This window comes from Petrocella atlantisensis, assembly GCF_900538275.1.
In the GTDB taxonomy this organism is placed as follows: Bacteria; Bacillota; Clostridia; order Lachnospirales; family Vallitaleaceae; genus Petrocella; species Petrocella atlantisensis.
Genome location: NZ_LR130778.1, coordinates 2,723,140 through 2,739,758, shown reverse-complemented (window position 1 = coordinate 2,739,758; position 16,619 = coordinate 2,723,140). Strand labels below are relative to the sequence as shown.

At 38.0% G+C, this 16,619-nt stretch carries 21 protein-coding genes and 2 pseudogenes; 2 read left to right on the top strand and 21 right to left on the bottom strand.

Features of this window, described 5'->3' with window-relative positions; all coding sequences use genetic code 11:
• Positions 1-181: 181 nt before the first annotated feature.
• The 16 genes from rpsH to rpsJ all read right to left on the bottom strand — a co-directional run bounded on the left by rpsH (position 182) and on the right by rpsJ (position 7,323).
• Entirely contained in the window at positions 182-583 is a 402-nt protein-coding gene (gene rpsH / locus PATL70BA_RS12635) for a 30S ribosomal protein S8 (protein WP_125137703.1), read from the bottom strand.
• Between the two features lie 27 nt (positions 584-610).
• A complete protein-coding gene (locus PATL70BA_RS12630; protein WP_125137702.1) occupies positions 611-796 on the bottom strand; it encodes a type Z 30S ribosomal protein S14 in 186 nt (61 codons plus the stop codon).
• A 15-nt stretch (positions 797-811) separates the two neighbouring features.
• Positions 812-1,351, bottom strand: coding sequence for a 50S ribosomal protein L5 (rplE, locus tag PATL70BA_RS12625; RefSeq protein ID WP_125137701.1), 540 nt, complete (start codon positions 1,349-1,351; stop codon positions 812-814).
• Between the two features lie 20 nt (positions 1,352-1,371).
• On the bottom strand, positions 1,372-1,710 hold the full coding sequence (rplX, locus tag PATL70BA_RS12620; RefSeq protein ID WP_125137700.1) for a 50S ribosomal protein L24: 339 nt from the start codon (positions 1,708-1,710) through the stop codon (positions 1,372-1,374).
• A 12-nt stretch (positions 1,711-1,722) separates the two neighbouring features.
• Positions 1,723-2,091 (bottom strand): 50S ribosomal protein L14, encoded by a 369-nt coding sequence (gene rplN / locus PATL70BA_RS12615; RefSeq protein WP_125137699.1) that lies wholly within the window; start codon positions 2,089-2,091, stop codon positions 1,723-1,725.
• A gap of 24 nt (positions 2,092-2,115) precedes the next feature.
• Positions 2,116-2,397: a 30S ribosomal protein S17 gene (gene rpsQ / locus PATL70BA_RS12610; RefSeq protein WP_456299491.1), complete on the bottom strand. Its 282-nt coding sequence runs from the start codon at positions 2,395-2,397 to the stop codon at positions 2,116-2,118.
• Complete coding sequence (rpmC, locus tag PATL70BA_RS12605) at positions 2,397-2,606, bottom strand: 50S ribosomal protein L29 (RefSeq protein WP_125137697.1); 210 nt, start codon at positions 2,604-2,606, stop codon at positions 2,397-2,399. Before rpmC ends, rpsQ begins: the two co-directional genes overlap by 1 nt.
• 2 nt (positions 2,607-2,608) lie before the next feature.
• Entirely contained in the window at positions 2,609-3,034 is a 426-nt protein-coding gene (gene rplP / locus PATL70BA_RS12600) for a 50S ribosomal protein L16 (RefSeq protein WP_125137696.1), read from the bottom strand.
• The gene (rpsC, locus tag PATL70BA_RS12595; protein WP_125137695.1) at positions 3,034-3,687 is read right to left on the bottom strand and encodes a 30S ribosomal protein S3; all 654 of its coding nucleotides are present in this window, start codon (positions 3,685-3,687) and stop codon (positions 3,034-3,036) included. Before rpsC ends, rplP begins: the two co-directional genes overlap by 1 nt.
• 12 nt (positions 3,688-3,699) lie before the next feature.
• Entirely contained in the window at positions 3,700-4,086 is a 387-nt protein-coding gene (gene rplV / locus PATL70BA_RS12590; protein WP_125137694.1) for a 50S ribosomal protein L22, read from the bottom strand.
• Between the two features lie 28 nt (positions 4,087-4,114).
• Positions 4,115-4,396, bottom strand: a complete 282-nt coding sequence (gene rpsS / locus PATL70BA_RS12585; RefSeq protein WP_125137693.1) for a 30S ribosomal protein S19 — start codon at positions 4,394-4,396, stop codon at positions 4,115-4,117.
• 41 nt (positions 4,397-4,437) lie between these two features.
• Positions 4,438-5,274 (bottom strand): 50S ribosomal protein L2, encoded by an 837-nt coding sequence (gene rplB / locus PATL70BA_RS12580; protein WP_125137692.1) that lies wholly within the window; start codon positions 5,272-5,274, stop codon positions 4,438-4,440.
• A gap of 65 nt (positions 5,275-5,339) precedes the next feature.
• Positions 5,340-5,639 (bottom strand): 50S ribosomal protein L23, encoded by a 300-nt coding sequence (gene rplW, locus PATL70BA_RS12575; protein ID WP_125137691.1) that lies wholly within the window; start codon positions 5,637-5,639, stop codon positions 5,340-5,342.
• Positions 5,639-6,259 carry a 50S ribosomal protein L4 gene (rplD, locus tag PATL70BA_RS12570; protein ID WP_125137690.1) on the bottom strand — a complete coding sequence of 207 codons (621 nt, stop codon included), beginning with the start codon at positions 6,257-6,259 and terminating at the stop codon, positions 5,639-5,641. The genes rplW and rplD overlap by 1 nt, the downstream gene beginning before the upstream one ends.
• Positions 6,260-6,283: 24 nt before the next feature.
• A complete protein-coding gene (rplC, locus tag PATL70BA_RS12565; protein ID WP_125137689.1) occupies positions 6,284-6,913 on the bottom strand; it encodes a 50S ribosomal protein L3 in 630 nt (209 codons plus the stop codon).
• A 98-nt stretch (positions 6,914-7,011) separates the two neighbouring features.
• Positions 7,012-7,323: a 30S ribosomal protein S10 gene (rpsJ, locus tag PATL70BA_RS12560; protein ID WP_125137688.1), complete on the bottom strand. Its 312-nt coding sequence runs from the start codon at positions 7,321-7,323 to the stop codon at positions 7,012-7,014.
• 597 nt (positions 7,324-7,920) lie between these two features.
• Here rpsJ and PATL70BA_RS12555 point away from each other — a divergent pair.
• A pseudogene (locus PATL70BA_RS12555) lies at positions 7,921-9,677 on the top strand (IS1634 family transposase).
• Between the two features lie 331 nt (positions 9,678-10,008).
• A pseudogene (locus PATL70BA_RS12550) lies at positions 10,009-11,180 on the top strand (ISL3 family transposase).
• A gap of 413 nt (positions 11,181-11,593) precedes the next feature.
• Here PATL70BA_RS12550 and tuf read toward each other — a convergent pair.
• The 5 genes from tuf to PATL70BA_RS12520 all read right to left on the bottom strand — a co-directional run bounded on the left by tuf (position 11,594) and on the right by PATL70BA_RS12520 (position 16,424).
• A complete protein-coding gene (gene tuf, locus PATL70BA_RS12540) occupies positions 11,594-12,787 on the bottom strand; it encodes an elongation factor Tu (protein ID WP_125137687.1) in 1,194 nt (397 codons plus the stop codon).
• 123 nt (positions 12,788-12,910) lie between these two features.
• On the bottom strand, positions 12,911-14,998 hold the full coding sequence (gene fusA / locus PATL70BA_RS12535) for an elongation factor G (protein ID WP_125137686.1): 2,088 nt from the start codon (positions 14,996-14,998) through the stop codon (positions 12,911-12,913).
• 71 nt (positions 14,999-15,069) lie between these two features.
• Complete coding sequence (gene rpsG, locus PATL70BA_RS12530) at positions 15,070-15,540, bottom strand: 30S ribosomal protein S7 (RefSeq protein WP_172596241.1); 471 nt, start codon at positions 15,538-15,540, stop codon at positions 15,070-15,072.
• 199 nt (positions 15,541-15,739) lie between these two features.
• Positions 15,740-16,159: a 30S ribosomal protein S12 gene (gene rpsL, locus PATL70BA_RS12525; RefSeq protein ID WP_125137684.1), complete on the bottom strand. Its 420-nt coding sequence runs from the start codon at positions 16,157-16,159 to the stop codon at positions 15,740-15,742.
• Entirely contained in the window at positions 16,146-16,424 is a 279-nt protein-coding gene (locus PATL70BA_RS12520) for a ribosomal L7Ae/L30e/S12e/Gadd45 family protein (protein WP_125137683.1), read from the bottom strand. The genes rpsL and PATL70BA_RS12520 overlap by 14 nt, the downstream gene beginning before the upstream one ends.
• Between the last annotated feature and the right edge of the window lie 195 nt (positions 16,425-16,619).

The window sequence follows — 16,619 nt, the reverse complement described above, 5'->3', positions numbered from 1 at the left end:
CCTTACGGTTAAATTAAAACAGCTTCTACTTTGAAACTATCTTTTCACCTAATCAGACCCTTGTATGTATTCTATACATCTTCAAGCATCTATTGACAGTCTTAAACAGATTATCATAGTTTAAAGTTAATTTCTAGTCCTTTAGAAAATCTTTATGGTGCTAGGTTACATTTACGGTGGTTTACCAGATAAATGCGATAACCTCGCCACCTACATTAAGTTTTCTAGCTTCTTTGTCTGTAATAAGACCTTTATTTGTTGATATAATTGCTGTACCAAGGCCACCAAGCACTGATGGTAATTCATCTTTACTTGCATAAACTCTAAGTCCTGGCTTTGATATCTTCTTGATACCGGAAATAACTTTTTCGTTTTTATCCGCACCATATTTAAGTTCAATTCTAATTGCCTTGAAAGCGCCATCCGCTATAATCTTATAGTTTTTGATATAACCTTCTTTTACTAATATATCAACAACAGCAAGTTTCATCTTTGATGATGGAACTTTTACAACGTCATGCTTTGCTGTGTTACCGTTTCTAATTCTTGTAAGCATATCTGCAATAGGATCACTCATTGTCATGATAATTGCCTCCTTCCTATATGTTGTTTACCAACTAGCTTTTTTAACACCGGGGATTTGTCCTTTGTATGCAAGTTCTCTAAAGCAGATTCTGCATATGCCGTATTTTTTCAATACACTATGAGGTCTTCCGCAAAGTCTGCAACGGGTGTAAGCTTGTGTGGAGAATTTTGGTTTACGTTGTTGTTTAACCTTCATTGACGTTTTAGCCATTGATTATTACCTCCTTTATTTTCTGAAAGGCATTCCGAATTGAGTTAGTAGCTCTCTAGCTTCTTCATCTGTGTTAGCAGTTGTAACAATGATGATATCCATACCTCTGATTTTGTCGATCTTGTCATATTCGATCTCCGGGAAAATAAGTTGTTCCTTAATGCCCATTGCATAGTTACCCCTGCCATCGAAAGAGTTAGGGTTAACACCTCTAAAGTCACGAACACGTGGTAGAGATAGGTTAACAAGACGGTCTAGGAATTCATACATTCTTTTGCCACGAAGGGTTACTTTCGTACCAATGTTCATACCTTCTCTTAATTTAAAGGCAGCTACTGATTTTTTTGCTTTTGTTACAAGTGGCTTTTGACCTGCAATGATTGTAAGATCACTAACTGCAGAATCCATAGCTTTTTGATTTTCTTTAGCTTCACCGACACCCATATTGATGACGATTTTTTCAATCTTTGGCACTTGTAATTTATTTGTATAGTTGAATTTTTTCATCATACCTTCAACGATTTCATTTCTGTAAGTATCAATAAGTCTACTCAATTGAATGGACCTCCTTTCGATTATTTGTCGACGACTTCACCGGTAGTTTTAGCTACACGTTTACGTACAGTTTTGGTTTTGCCGTTACGCTCAACCGTAGAAACAACTGCGCCAAGTTTGGTCGGCTTACCTTTGTGCATATACATTACATTAGAAGCATCAATCATGGCTTCTTTGTGAATGATACCACCTTGTTGATTAGCTGCACTAGGCTTTGTATGCTTAGTTGCTTTGTTGATGCCTTCAACCAATACACGACCTGACTTGCTGTTGACATCTAAGATTTTGCCTTCTTTGCCTTTATCCTTACCAGTGATTACTTTTACAGTATCGCCGGTTTTAAGTTTCATCTTTGACATGTGTACACCTCCTTATAATACTTCTGGTGCTAGTGATAAGATTTTCATATACTTCTTCTCACGAAGTTCTCTTGCCACAGGACCAAAGATACGTGTACCTCTTGGAGTACCATCATCTTTTAGCACAACTGCTGCGTTTTGATCAAATCTTATATATGAACCATCTTTACGTCTGATTTCTTTTACTGTTCTTACGACAACGGCTTTAACAACGTCACCTTTTTTTACAACGCCACCTGGTGTTGCATCTTTAACGGTAGCAACAATCACATCACCAACACTAGCATATCTTCTAGTGGATCCTCCCAGTACACGAATGCATAGGATTTCTTTGGCACCTGTATTATCAGCTACTTTAAGTCTCGATTCTTGTTGAATCATGCTGAAAACCTCCTTTCGGGAATACTATTTTGCTTTCTCGATGATTTCCACTAAACGCCATCTCTTGTCTTTTGAGATTGGCTTGGTTTCCATCACTTTTACTCTATCGCCAACTTCACACTCATTGTTTTCATCATGAGCCTTAAGCTTATATGTTCTTTTTACTACTTTGTGATATAGTGGATGTTTTACAGTTCCTTCAATGGCTACAACAACTGTTTTATCCATTTTGTCACTGACAACACGTCCGGTTCTTACTTTTCTAAGATTTCTTTCTGTCACAACAATGCCTCCTTTCGAGATCATTACTTAGCTGCTTGCAATTGCTCAGCAATAATTGTTTGGATCTTTGCAATATTTTTTCTTACTGCTGTGATGCGAGCTGTATTCTCTAATTGGTTGGTTGCATTTTGGAATCTTAAGTTGAATAATTCCTTCTTTGCAAGTACCAATGCTTCTTGTAATTCAGCTGCTGACTTATTTCTTAACTCTTCTAAATATTTTGCTGACTTCACAATTATTCACCGCCTTCTAAATCTGCGCGAGAAACAATTTTACATTTCAATGGCAACTTGTGCATTGCAAGTCTTAGGGCTTCTCTAGCTGTCTCTTCTGGAACTCCTGCAAGTTCAAACATAACGCGTCCCGGTTTTACAACCGCAACCCAATACTCAGGTGAACCTTTACCAGAACCCATACGAGTTTCTGCTGGTTTAGTAGTTACAGGCTTGTCTGGGAAAATCTTAATCCAAACTTTACCACCACGCTTGATGTAACGTGTCATGGCAACACGGGCTGATTCTATTTGATTGGAACGTACCCAAGCAGCTTCCATTGCTACAATACCAAACTCTCCGTAGATGATTTGGTTACCGCGAGTGGCCTTACCGGTCATACGTCCACGGAATTGCTTACGTCTTTTTACTCTTTTTGGCATTAACATTATTCTTTTCCTCCTTTGTTCGCTTTCTTAGGAAGAACTTCACCGTGGCAAATCCATACTTTTACGCCAATCTTGCCGTAAGTTGTATCTGCTTCAGCGAATCCATAATCAATGTCAGCTCTAAGGGTTTGAAGAGGAATGTTTCCTTCGTTGTAGCTTTCAACTCGCGCCATTTCTGCGCCACCCAAACGTCCTGAACATTGTACCTTGATTCCTTTTGCGCCTGATTTTAATGCGCGTCCCATAACTTGTTTCATAGCTCTTCTAAATGATACACGGTTCTCCAATTGAAGTGCTACGTTTTCAGCTACCAGTTGTGAAGTTTTCTCAGGTCTTTTGACTTCAACGATGTTGACAATCACTTTTCCTGTTACCATAGCTTCTACTTCTTTTTTAGTCTCATCAATGGCTGTTCCACCTCTACCGATTACGATACCAGGTTTAGCAGTATGAATGTTCACTTTAACTCTCTCAGATGCTCTTTCAATTTCGATTTTTGAGATACCTGCAGAGTATAGTTTTTTCTTTAAAAATTTTCTAAGATTAAAGTCTTCTACCAGAAGATCTGAAAAATTTTTCTCGGCATACCATCTTGAATCCCAATCCTTGATGATACCGACTCTTAAGCCGTGTGGATTAACTTTTTGTCCCATGCCTTACCTCCTTTACCTTTCGTTTAAGATAATCGTGATGTGACTGGTTCTTTTTTGAATTCTAAAAGCTCTACCTTGAGCTCTAGGTCTGATTCTCTTAAGTGTTGGTCCTTTATTAGCAAATGTCTCTTGAATGTATAAGTTGTTTGGATCAAGTCCAAGATTGTTTTCAGCATTTGCTATTGCTGAACTTAATAATTTCTCTATAACACGTGCAGCTTTTCTTGGTGTAAATGCTAATATACCAAGAGCCGATACAACATCTTTACCTTTTATGGTGTCTAGTACAATTCTTGCTTTTGTGTCAGAAACTCTTGCAAAAGATACTTTAGCTTTCGCTCTGTTATCCGTATTTGCATTTCTTTCACGTTTAATCTGACTTCTATGTCCTTTAGCCATCTAAAAGTGCCTCCTTTCGTACATATAATTAACGTACTTTTGATTTCTTTTCGTCTTTGCCATGTCCTCTAAAGGTTCTGGTTAAAACGAATTCTCCGAGTTTATGACCAACCATGTCTTCACTGATGTATACAGGTACATGTTTTCTACCGTCATGCACGGCGATTGTATGTCCAACCATCTCAGGGAATACAGTGGAACGTCTTGACCAAGTTTTAATAACTTGCTTGCTATCGGTTTCATTGAGTGCCTCTACTTTTTTAAGCAGGTGCCCATCAATAAATGGTCCTTTTTTCAATGAACGAGCCATTTATAAAGCCTCCTTTTGCATTAATCGATATGGATGAGTGACTATTTATTACTGCCACGTTTTCTTACGATATATTTGTTAGAATGTTTGTTTTTCTTCCTTGTCTTAAGACCAAGAGCTGGTTTACCCCAAGGTGTCATTGGACTTGGACGTCCGATTGGTGATTTACCTTCACCACCACCATGTGGATGGTCACAAGGGTTCATTACAGAACCACGTACTGTTGGGCGAATACCCATATGACGTTTACGTCCTGCTTTACCTATAGTAATAAGCTCATGATCAACATTACCAACTTGACCGATGGTTGCTCTACATTCGCTAGGTACCATTCTCATTTCACCGGATGGTAAACGTAGTGTTGCAAACTTACCTTCTTTTGCCATAAGTTGTGCTACATTACCGGCTGAACGTACAAGTTGTCCGCCTTTGCCTGGCTTCATCTCAATGTTATGTACTTGTGAACCTACAGGAATGTTGATGAGTGGTAATGCGTTTCCTGTTTTTACTTCTGCATCTGCGCCACTCATTAAAGTTGATCCAACTTTAAGGCCTACCGGTGCAAGAATGTATTTCTTTTCACCATCTGCATATTGAAGCAATGCAATGTTAGCTGTACGATTTGGATCGTACTCGATAGAAGCCACTTTAGCCGGCACTCCGTCTTTATTTCTCTTGAAATCTATGATTCTGTATTTCATTTTAGCGCCACCGCCACGGTGTCTCACTGTTATTTTACCTTGATTGTTTCTTCCTGAGTTCTTTTTGATTGCTACTACTAAGGATTTTTCAGGTGTTGATTTTGTGATTTCCTCAAAAGTAGAAGCCGTCATATGTCTTCTGGAAGGTGTATAAGGTTTGTATTTTCTAATACCCATTGTCTTTTAGCTCCTTTCCTGTAGCGTCTTACCACGCTACCGTGTGTGTCCCCGGAATGTGTTTTTTACATTCCTTCGAAGAAGTCGATCTCTTTACTCTCTGCTGTCAAAGTTACGATCGCTTTTTTTGTTTTAGCTGTCTTGCCGCTTGTTGTACCACGTCTTTTTGTCTTACCGTCTTTATTCATGGTATTGACTTTTTGAACGATAGCACCTTTAAACATTTTTTCAACCGCTTCTTTGATTTGAACCTTAGTCGCTTCTGGATGCACTAAAAATGTATATTTACGATCACCCATTTGATCCATACTTTTTTCAGTGATTACAGGTTTAAGTAGTACGTCATAGTAATTTATGCTTGCCATTATGCGTACACCTCCTCTATTGTTGCCACAGCTGCCTTAGTCGTTACGAATGTGTCATATTTTAGAATATCATACACATTGATCGTATTGGTTTGAGCTGTTGCTACATTTGCTATATTCCTAGCTGATAATAATACATTTTTGTTGTTTTCATTGATACAGATTAAAGCTTTTTTAACGCTTAAGTTATCAAGAACCTTAATCATATCTTTTGTTTTAATACCATCAAGTGTCAATTCATCAAGAACGATGAATTTTCCATCAGCAACTTTTGCTGATAGTGCAGATTTAAGGGCTATTCTTTTTTCTTTTTTATTAAGTTTGAATGAGTAATCTCTTGGTTTTGGTGCAAAAACCACACCACCACCTGTCCAATGTGGTGCTCTTATTGAACCGATTCTAGCTCTACCCGTTCCTTTTTGTCTCCAAGGTTTTCTACCACCACCACGTACTTCTGCACGGGTTTTAGCACTTTGTGTTCCTTGGCGTTTATTTGCAAGTTGTTGAACAACTGACATATGCATTAAGTGGTTTTTGATTTCAATTCCAAAAATGCTATCATTTAGTTCTAGTTCTTCTACTTGTTTACCATCCATATTGTATACAGATACTTTTGCCATTTTCGTTCCTCCTTCCTGCAATTACTACGCCTTAACTGCGTCTCTAATTGTTAAGATAGATTTTTTAGGTCCAGGTACAGCACCTTTAACTAAAATCAAGTTTTGTTCTGCGTCCACTCTTACAACTTCAAGATTTTGAATCGTCACTTTTACAGCACCCATATGTCCAGGTAAGTTCTTACCTTTGAATACTTTTGAAGGTGATGATGCTTGTCCCATTGAACCAGGTCTTCTATGGTACTTAGAACCGTGAGCCATGGGGCCTCTTGTTTGTCCGTGACGCTTGATGTTACCTTGGAACCCTTTACCTTTACTTGTACCACTTACATCAATCATGTCGCCAACTGCGAAAATATCAGCTGTGATTTCTTGACCAGCTTCAAATGTTTCTGCATTTTCAAGTCTGAATTCTTTTAGTACTCTCTTAGCAGTAACACCGGCTTTTTGGAAATGACCTTGTAAAGGTTGTGTTGTGTGTTTTTCTTTTTTGTCTTCAAAACCGATTTGAACAGCACTATAGCCATCGTTGTCTACGGTTTTTACTTGAACAACTGTACATGGACCGGCTTGTAATACGGTTACAGGAACCAATGCGCCATCTTCCATGAAGATTTGTGTCATGCCTACTTTTCTCGCAATAATTGCTTTTTGCATATTGCACCTCCTATTGATCTACAGCGGATTACATTGACGTAATCATCCTAGACGGTTATATAAAGCATTACCTTCTATATAAACCTCTAATGTGGATATTATTTTACATCTACTTTAATGTCTACCCCAGCAGGTAGTTCTAGACGCATAAGTGCATCTACCGTTTTAGCTGTTGGCATTAATATGTCAATTAATCTTTTGTGTGTTCTTTGTTCGAACTGCTCTCTAGAGTCTTTGTACTTGTGTACGGCTCTTAGGATCGTAATGATTTCCTTTTTAGTAGGAAGTGGGATAGGTCCGCTCACTTTCGCTCCTGTTTTCTTTGCAGTTTCGATGATCTTCTCTGATGATTGATCGATTAATTGATGATCATACGCTTTCAAGCTAATTCTCATTTTTTGAGTTGCCATAAAAAAAGTCGCCTCCTTTTCGTACTTGAGTACGACAAGTGGTGACTGTACATCTTGCCTGGCGTGTCATTCATTCACACGTCCTTCATCAAACTTAATTGATGGCATCTTATTCGTACAGTGATCTTGTCGTCAGTTTCTTGAACATGACATTCGCTCCATTAGAATTACCCGTTGTTATGAACGGCAACCTCTAACTTCATTGCTTTTATTGTCACAGCCTTTATATTATAACTTATGGTTTTATCTAATGCAAGCTTTTTCTACATTTTTTTCTATATAAGATACTATCAATTATGAAGTTCTTGGAAGCAGGGTTTTTATGAAAAAAAACAGGGCTACCCGTTAACGGGTAACCCTGTGATTAAAGGTTCTATAATAAATGTTGGGGTGAGATATTCACCTCAACATTTATTTTTTTACAAAAAAAGTTGAGCATAAACTAAATCCCGGGTCTTTGACACTTGCCGAAGTAACTAAAACAGCGAAAACCTTATAACAAGCCTATTTAGGCTTATTTTTTTGTCAAATTCTACTCTTTTCATTTACGTTCTACTACGTTCTATGATATAATATAGGGTATTAGGAGGTGTTGTTATGAGGCTGAAAGTTGTAAATTCTAAAAATGTTCAATTATTATATGTCATAGAAACTATTTATGTTGATGGAAAACAAAAAACTAGAACCGTCGAAAAACTTGGCAGATATTCTGATTTAGAAAAAAAGCTAAATGGTGCTAATCCCATAGAGTGGGCCAAAAAGTATATCGAAGATCTTAATCGCCAAGAAAAGAACAAAAACGTGAGGTTATTATCAAGCTTAGGCAATCCACGCTTATTGATAAAGAGATTCAACGTTCCTACAACGGTGGCTATCTTTTTCTTCAACAGATTTATTACCAGTTAGGGCTTCATAAGATTTGTAACGATATTTCTTCAAGGCACAAGTTCACCTATGACCTTAACGGTATTCTCTCTCGTTTGATTTACGGAAGAATTCTTTTTCCTTCTTCCAAGCTTTGCACCTTTGAATCTTCTAAACGTCTTCTCGAACAGCCAAACTTTGAATTACAGAACATTTACAGGTCTTTAGAAGTTATCGCTAAGGAATCCGATTTCATACAATCACAGCTTTACAAAAACAGTCTAGCAGTTTCTAAACGTAATGATCGAATTCTTTATTATGACTGTACCAACTACTTTTTTGAGATTGAACAAGAAGATGGCCTTAAACAATATGGACCCTCCAAAGAAAACCGTCCTAACCCTATTGTAGAAATGGGCTTGTTTATGGATGGAGATGGTATTCCTCTCGCTTTTAACATTCACAGTGGCAATACCAATGAGCAGGTGACTCTAAAGCCTTTAGAAAAGCAAATTATCGAAGACTTCAAACTATCCAAGTTTGTTGTATGTACTGATGCCGGCTTATCTTCAAATGCAAATAGGAAGTTTAATAATATAAATGGACGTTCTTTTATTACAACTCAATCCATCAAAAAACTTAAGCAGTTTTTAAAAGAGTGGGCTTTAGAACCAACTGGATGGAGGCACAATGATTCCAAAGAAACCTTTGATTTAAACCTGTTTGATGAAAATGAAAGTCTTTGTGAGCAATATAAGAATATGACCTTTTATAAAGAGAGATGGATTAAAGAGAATGATCTTGAGCAAAAACTGATTGTCACCTTTTCTCTTAAATACCGTTATTATCAACGTCAGATCAGAAACAAACAACTTGAACGTGCCACAAAACTCATTAGCACTAACCCAAAAAGTATAGGTAAGAAAAGACAAAATGATTATAAACGATTTATCGCTTCCACCAATGTTACAAGTGATGGTGAAGTTGCAGAAGAGACACTTTACCATCTTAATTCAAATACTGTTGCTGAGGAAAGTATCTATGACGGCTTCTATGCAGTATGTACTAACCTTGACGAAGATGCTTCTGAAATAGCTAGAATTAACCACCGACGTTGGGAAGTTGAAGAATGTTTTAGAATTATGAAGAGCGAGTTTAAAGCAAGACCTGTTTATCTTCAAAGAGACGACCGTATAAAAGCGCATTTTACAACCTGTTTTCTAGCACTTGTTTTATATAGATATCTGGAGAAAGACCTAGACAACCAGTTTACAACGAACGAAATCGTCGGCCAGTTAAAGGATATGAACTTCTATTGCGTTCCTGGACAGGGTTTTATTCCGACCTATACACGTACTGATTTTACAGATGCACTACATGATACCTATGGATTTAGAACAGACTATCAGATTGTCAGCGACAAAGAAATGAAAAATATATACAAAAGACTAAAAAGTAAAAAAAAGTACGCAAAAATTAATGACATATAAAAAGCTTGAAGCCCCTATTTATAAGGGATTTCAAGCTTTTTCTGTTTCACAACTGTCAAAGACAGGATTATAACTTATGGTTTTATCTAATGCAAGCTTTTTCTACATTTTTTTCTATATAAGATACTATCAATTATGAAGTTCTTGGAAGCAGGGTTTTTATGAAAAAAAACAGGGCTACCCGTTAACGGGTAACCCTGTGATTAAAGGTTCTATAATAAATGTTGGGGTGAGATATTCACCTCAACATTTATTTTACAAAAAGTTGAGCATAAACTAAATCCCTTGTAAAATAAAGTCACCACAACCAAACAACAAGGAGGTAAAGCTTATGCTCAATAACCATTATATCGAAAAACTGTTAGGATTAAAAGACATAATCGTAACTAAAATCGAAAATGACCCTGATGCATTACACATCTATTGTGAATTACCCAGAAGAACTCATCATTGCCCCCATTGTCATCAAAAGACCGATAAAGTACATGATTACAGGTTTCAAGTGTTTAAAGATGCTCCTGCTTTTGGCCTCAATACTTTGTTTCATTATCGTAAGCGTCGTTATACTTGTAATCATTGTAATAAGCGGTTTTATGAGAAGAATACTTTTCTTCCTCGCTATTTTAGAATGTCTACGCGTTTAGTCCAGTATGTCATTGATAGAATGCGTTCTACACATTCCATGACCGATATTGCTAAACATTGTAATCTTTCTATAACCACTATTTTTAGACTCTTTAAATTTATCGACTATACCAATACCTCTTTACCCAGAGTGCTGTCTATTGATGAATTTAAGGGTAATGCGGGACGCAAATATCAAGGTATTCTTACTGATCCGGTTAATAAAAAGGTCTTAGATATTTTGCCTGGTCGCGAACATCATATCCTTTCTGACTACTTCAGACGCTTTAAGAACCGTGATAAAGTAGCTTATTTTGTTATGGATATGTGGCAGCCTTATCGCGATATTGCTGAAACCTATTTTAAGAATGCAACAATCGTCATAGACAAGTATCATTGGATTAGACAGATAACATGGGCCTTTGATCGGGTTAGAAAACAAGAGCAGAAAAATTTTACAAGACGAGAAGGAAATACTTCAAAAGAAGCCGACACCTACTATTAAAAAGACGTCGATTTTTAACAGATGAGCAAGTCGACCAAGTAAGCGTCATGCTTGATACATCCTCAAGGCTTAGGACAGCTTATCTTCTTAAGGAAAAGTTCTATGACTTTGTAGATGCTCCAGATAAGGATACAGCATTAAAACGCCTTAAAGAATGGTACGTTTTTGTAGCAACACAGAATGAACCCGAGTTTATAACGTGTATGAATACCATCATAAACTGGCAAAAGTATATTCTTAACTCCTTTACTTGTCCTTATACGAATGGCTATACAGAAGGCGTTAACAATAAGATTAAGGTTCTTAAAAGAAATGCATATGGTATGCGTAATTTCAATAGGTTTAAAAATCGTATACTCCACATGATGAGTTAAAGGTACCAATAATACCATGTTAGTTAGCACCGACCATGAAGTTCCTGGAAGCAGTGTGTGTGACTAGGCTCATAAGAAAGTAACTTCATGCATCATGTCAGTCTTCAAGACATGATGCTAAGTGAAAACTTTCTTATGAAATTTGCAAGTCTGCATGGATGCAGACCGCCGACTTTTGGTGCAGGACGCACCAACCGGAGGCCGTAGTCATACACACTGTGGAAGGGTTTTCATGGGACCCACCATTAAAACCCCTTTCATTCTATCCCCAGCTTGTATTAGGGTTGTAAAAGAACATCTAACTTCATCTAAAAAAGTCCCTAAGCTTTTTTTCACTTAGAGACTTGGTTGACTCATCAATATAGGGATTACCCCAAGATTTGACAAAGAGCCTGATTAAACTCTATTATTTATTATTTGCTGATTACAGTAACAGATCCTGAACCAACTGTTCTTCCACCCTCACGGATTGAGAACTTTTGACCAACTTCCATCGCGATTGGCGCGATTAATTCAACGTCCATCTCGATGTTGTCGCCAGGCATACACATTTCTACACCTTCTGGTAAATTGATGACACCAGTTACGTCAGTCGTTGTGAAGTAGAATTGTGGTCTGTAGTTACCAAAAAATGGTGTATGACGTCCACCTTCTTCTTTTTTAAGTACATATACTTGTGCTTTGAATGTTGTATGAGGTGTAATTGAACCAGGTGCTGCAAGTACTTGTCCACGTTCAATCTCTTCTCTTTGTACACCACGAAGTAATGCGCCAATGTTGTCACCCGCTTGAGCTTCATCAAGAAGCTTACGGAACATCTCTACGCCTGTACAAACAACTTTTCTTGACTCTTCTTTAAGACCAACGATTTCAACATTGTCTTGAACGTGTAAAACACCACGGTCAACTTTACCAGTCGCAACAGTACCACGACCTGTGATTGAGAAAACGTCCTCGATTGGCATCAAGAATGGCTTATCTGTTTGACGAATTGGCTCCGGAATATAATCATCACAAGCTTGCATTAATTCAAGTACGATATCGCCCCATTTGCTGCTTGTATCTTCTAGTGCTTTAAGTGCTGAACCTTGGATAACTGGAAGATCATCTCCAGGGAATCCATAATCAGATAACAATTCTCTGATTTCCATTTCAACCAATTCTAATAATTCTTCATCATCAACCATGTCACATTTGTTCATGAATACAACGATATGTGTACCACCAACTTGACGTGTTAATAGAATATGCTCTCTAGTTTGAGCCATTGGTCCGTCAGTTGCAGCAACAACAAGGATAGAACCGTCCATTTGAGCTGCTCCAGTGATCATGTTCTTAACGTAGTCGGCGTGACCTGGGCAGTCAACGTGAGCGTAGTGACGATTTTCTGTCTCATACTCAACGTGTGCTGTAGAGATTGTGATCCCTCTTTCTCTTTCCTCTGGTGCTTTATCAATGTTATCGAAATCAACGATTGATCCAGTACCCAGTCTATCAAATAGTACTTTAGTGATAGCTGCTGTTAAAGTTGTTTTACCATGGTCAACGTGACCAATTGTTCCAATATTTACATGCGGTTTGTTTCTTTCATACTTAGCTTTACCCATTACTTTTTTCCTCCTTTAATCAATGACACTGTGGCATTTTATAAATACCTTTGTCATAACTTATCTGTTTTTTTCTAATTAGAATTATATTTTATTGTTCAACCAATTGCAAGGACTATTTCCTTACTCAAGGCCTTTTCCGGAAAGTATTTTCTCTTGAATACTCTTTGGAAGTTGTTCGTAATGTGAAAATTGCATGGAGAAAGTTCCACGTCCCTGTGATTTGGAACGAATGTCCGTTGAATATCCAAACATCTCAGATAATGCAACATAACAATGTATGGATTGAGCACCATTTCTCGGCTCCATACCTTCAATTCTACCACGTCTTGAGTTAATGTCACCAATAACATCACCCATATATTCTTCAGGTACAAGTATGTCTACCTTCATGATGGGTTCAAGTAAGACGGAATCACCTTTTTTCATAGCATCTTTAAACGCCATCGATCCGGCAATCTTAAATGCCATTTCTGAAGAGTCGACATCGTGGTAAGAACCGTCGTAACAGTCTGCACGAACACCAACAACTTCATAACCCGCCAGAACACCGGATTGCATTGCATCTCTAATACCTGCATCAACTGCCGGTACGTATTCTCTTGGGATTGACCCACCGGTTGTTGAATTAACGAATTCATAAGTGATTTCGCCGTTAACATCCATTGGTTCAAATCTTACTTTACAATGTCCGTACTGCCCACGTCCACCAGATTGTCGTGCATATTTTTTATCCACATCAACGGCTTTAGTAAGGGTTTCTTTATACGCAACCTGTGGTGCACCTACATTGGCTTCAACTTTAAACTCTCTTAGCATACGGTCTACGATGATCTCAAGATGAAGCTCACCCATACCGGCTATGATGGTTTGTCCTGTCTCAGTGTTTGTAAATGTTTTAAAGGTTGGATCTTCTTCTGCAAGTTTTGCAAGTGCAATACCCATTTTTTCTTGTCCGGCCTTAGTTTTAGGCTCAATAGCAACTGATATAACCGGTTCAGGGAATACCATTGACTCAAGAATAACCGGGTGTTTTTCATCACAAAGTGTATCACCGGTTGTTGTCAATTTCAGTCCAACAGCAGCTGCGATATCTCCAGAGTATACTTTTTCAAGTTCTTCTCTTTTGTTCGCATGCATTTGAAGAATTCTTCCCATACGTTCTTTTTTATTCTTTGTTGAATTAAGAACATAGGAGCCAGCATTGATGGTACCGGAATAGACTCTAAAGAATGCCAGCTTACCCACAAATGGATCCGCCATAATCTTAAAAGCCAATGCTGAAAAAGGTGCTTCATCTGAAGCAGGTCTTTCAACCGGTTCTTCTGTATCCATATCAATACCTTGTATTGCAGGAACGTCAAGTGGAGATGGCATATATTCTATAACTGCATCCAAAAGCTTTTGAACACCTTTATTCTTATATGCAGAACCACAGAAAACAGGTATGATTTTTACCCCTATGGTCGCTCTACGAAGTGCTGTCTTAAGTTCATCGGTCGAAATCTCTTCGCCTTCTAAGTACATCATCATTAGATCTTCATCGGTATCTGCTATTTTCTCTACCATTTCGTTATGGTATTCTGTAGCCATTTCCAGCATATCTGCTGGAATATCAACTTCTGAAATATCTTCACCTAAATCATCATTATAGATGTAGGCTTTCATTGTCATTAGGTCAACCAAACCAACAAAGTCTTCTTCAGCACCGATTGGTAACTGAATCGGTACAGCATTTGCACCAAGACGTTCTTTGATCATACTAACAACGTTAAAGAAATCTGCACCCATAATATCCATCTTGTTAACAAATGCCATTCTAGGTACTTCATATTTGTCCGCTTGACGCCATACTGTTTCAGATTGAGGTTCAACCCCACCCTTTGCACAGAATACGCCAACCGCACTATCTAGTACACGGAGAGATCGTTCAACTTCAACAGTGAAGTCAACGTGACCTGGTGTGTCTATGATGTTTATTCTATTATCTAACCATGAACATGTTGTCGCAGCAGAAGTAATGGTTATACCTCTTTCTTGCTCTTGCTCCATCCAGTCCATTGTTGCTGCACCTTCATGAGTTTCACCGATCTTATGGCTTATGCCTGTATAAAATAGTATACGCTCAGTCAAGGTAGTTTTACCGGCATCAATATGTGCCATGATGCCGATGTTTCTGGTCCGATTTAACGGATAATTTCTACCTGCCAAAGTATTTCCTCCTTTGGTACTAAACTGTTAATGAATTACAATCTGTTCTAAGACAAAAAGTCAAACAGATTTTACCATCTGAAATGTGCAAATGCTTTGTTTGCTTCTGCCATTTTATGTGTATCTTCTTTTTTCTTAACAGACCCACCGGTATTATTAAGTGCATCTAATAATTCACCAGCTAATCGGTCTACCATGGTCTTTTCCCCACGTTTTCTTGTGTAAAGTGTTAACCAACGTAGTCCAAGGGCTTGTCTTCTGTCCGGACGTACTTCGATAGGCACTTGATATGTTGCTCCACCGACACGTCTTGCTTTTACTTCTAATACAGGCATGATGTTACCTAGAGCCTCTTGGAAAGCCTCTAATGCATCTTTACCTGATTTCTCTGCTACTTTATCAAAAGCACCGTATACGATCTTTTGTGCTGCACCTTTTTTACCGTCTAACATGATGTTGTTGATCAGTTTGGTTACAACCTTGTTTCCATATATTGGATCTGGTAATACATCTCTTTTGGGTGTATGTCCTTTACGTGGCACGGTTCTTCCCTCCTTAATTATTGATTTGCGCCTTTGCGCTAAATTAATTCATAGGTACTCGCAGAAATCTAATGATTTCTGTGTGTCGTGCTAGTTTTTCATATATTTGATCCTGCAACCACAGGTTATATACATTCATAACTCGCACTACATCGAACAAGCCTTCTTAACTTAGAAGGTGTTCTATTCGTTCTTTTAATTAGCTTTTCACCTTAGGTCGTTTTGCTCCGTATTTTGAACGAGATTGACGACGGTCAGCTACGCCAGCAGTATCTAATGTACCTCTGACTACATGATAACGTGTACCTGGTAAGTCTTTAACTCTACCACCTCTAATGAGAACAACACTATGTTCTTGTAAGTTGTGGCCTTCACCTGGGATGTAACCTGTAACTTCTAGTCCATTGGTCAAACGCACTCTGGCGATTTTTCTAAGGGCTGAGTTAGGCTTCTTAGGTGTAGCAGTCTTAACAGCTGTACAAACACCACGCTTTTGAGGCGCTGAGATATTTGTTGACTTCTTATGTAAGGAGTTAAATCCTTTTTGAAGTGCTGGCGCTGTTGATTTCTTAACGATTTCTTTTCTGCCTTTTCTAACTAACTGGTTAATAGTTGGCATTCTTTTCACCTCCTGAAAATGAGTTGTTTACGATCAGTGCTGCGGTTGCGGCTTTCACTTTAACATTGCAAGCTTTGCCTAGTTCTTCCATTGTCTTCACATACACAATTGCTATATGGTTGGCTTCCGCCATCTCTGTGAGCTTTGCCAGCAGTCGTTTATTTGCATCTTCCGCAACAAACAATACCTCTACTTGGTTACGCTCAAGTGCTCTTAGCGTTTGCTTAGTACCTACAATTTTGGAACCTTCTTGTAATCTGTGCATAGTAACCATCTCTTTCATAAAGAATTCATTCCTGTCTGCTATATTAAACTACAGACAAAATACGCATCAAAATGCACACTGATGAATTCTATCACGAGTTACCTATTCTGTCAAGAAAAACAGTTTTATTTTAGTTTCATTAAATTCAAAAATAGGAAGCCCGTCTCGGCCTCCTATTTTTGGATTATTTCTAAT

Bases quoted from the DNA above. Each gene is read 5' to 3' on its own strand.
- rplN (WP_125137699.1), bottom strand. From the start codon at position 2,091: ATGATTCAACAAGAATCGAGACTTAAAGTAGCTGATAATACAGGTGCC.
- rplP (WP_125137696.1), bottom strand. From the start codon at position 3,034: ATGTTAATGCCAAAAAGAGTAAAAAGACGTAAGCAATTCCGTGGACGT.
- rpsS (WP_125137693.1), bottom strand. From the start codon at position 4,396: ATGGCTCGTTCATTGAAAAAAGGACCATTTATTGATGGGCACCTGCTT.
- PATL70BA_RS12630 (WP_125137702.1), bottom strand. From the start codon at position 796: ATGGCTAAAACGTCAATGAAGGTTAAACAACAACGTAAACCAAAATTC.
- rpsC (WP_125137695.1), bottom strand. From the start codon at position 3,687: ATGGGACAAAAAGTTAATCCACACGGCTTAAGAGTCGGTATCATCAAG.
- rplD (WP_125137690.1), bottom strand. From the start codon at position 6,259: ATGGCAAAAGTATCTGTATACAATATGGATGGTAAACAAGTAGAAGAA.
- rplX (WP_125137700.1), bottom strand. From the start codon at position 1,710: ATGTCAAAGATGAAACTTAAAACCGGCGATACTGTAAAAGTAATCACT.
- rplC (WP_125137689.1), bottom strand. From the start codon at position 6,913: ATGCAAAAAGCAATTATTGCGAGAAAAGTAGGCATGACACAAATCTTC.
- rpsJ (WP_125137688.1), bottom strand. From the start codon at position 7,323: ATGGCAACTCAAAAAATGAGAATTAGCTTGAAAGCGTATGATCATCAA.
- rplV (WP_125137694.1), bottom strand. From the start codon at position 4,086: ATGGCTAAAGGACATAGAAGTCAGATTAAACGTGAAAGAAATGCAAAT.
- tuf (WP_125137687.1), bottom strand. From the start codon at position 12,787: ATGGGTAAAGCTAAGTATGAAAGAAACAAACCGCATGTAAATATTGGA.
- rpsH (WP_125137703.1), bottom strand. From the start codon at position 583: ATGACAATGAGTGATCCTATTGCAGATATGCTTACAAGAATTAGAAAC.
- PATL70BA_RS12520 (WP_125137683.1), bottom strand. From the start codon at position 16,424: ATGCACAGATTACAAGAAGGTTCCAAAATTGTAGGTACTAAGCAAACG.
- rpsQ (WP_456299491.1), bottom strand. From the start codon at position 2,397: ATGATCTCGAAAGGAGGCATTGTTGTGACAGAAAGAAATCTTAGAAAA.
- rpsL (WP_125137684.1), bottom strand. From the start codon at position 16,159: ATGCCAACTATTAACCAGTTAGTTAGAAAAGGCAGAAAAGAAATCGTT.
- rplW (WP_125137691.1), bottom strand. From the start codon at position 5,639: ATGGCAAGCATAAATTACTATGACGTACTACTTAAACCTGTAATCACT.
- rplB (WP_125137692.1), bottom strand. From the start codon at position 5,274: ATGGGTATTAGAAAATACAAACCTTATACACCTTCCAGAAGACATATG.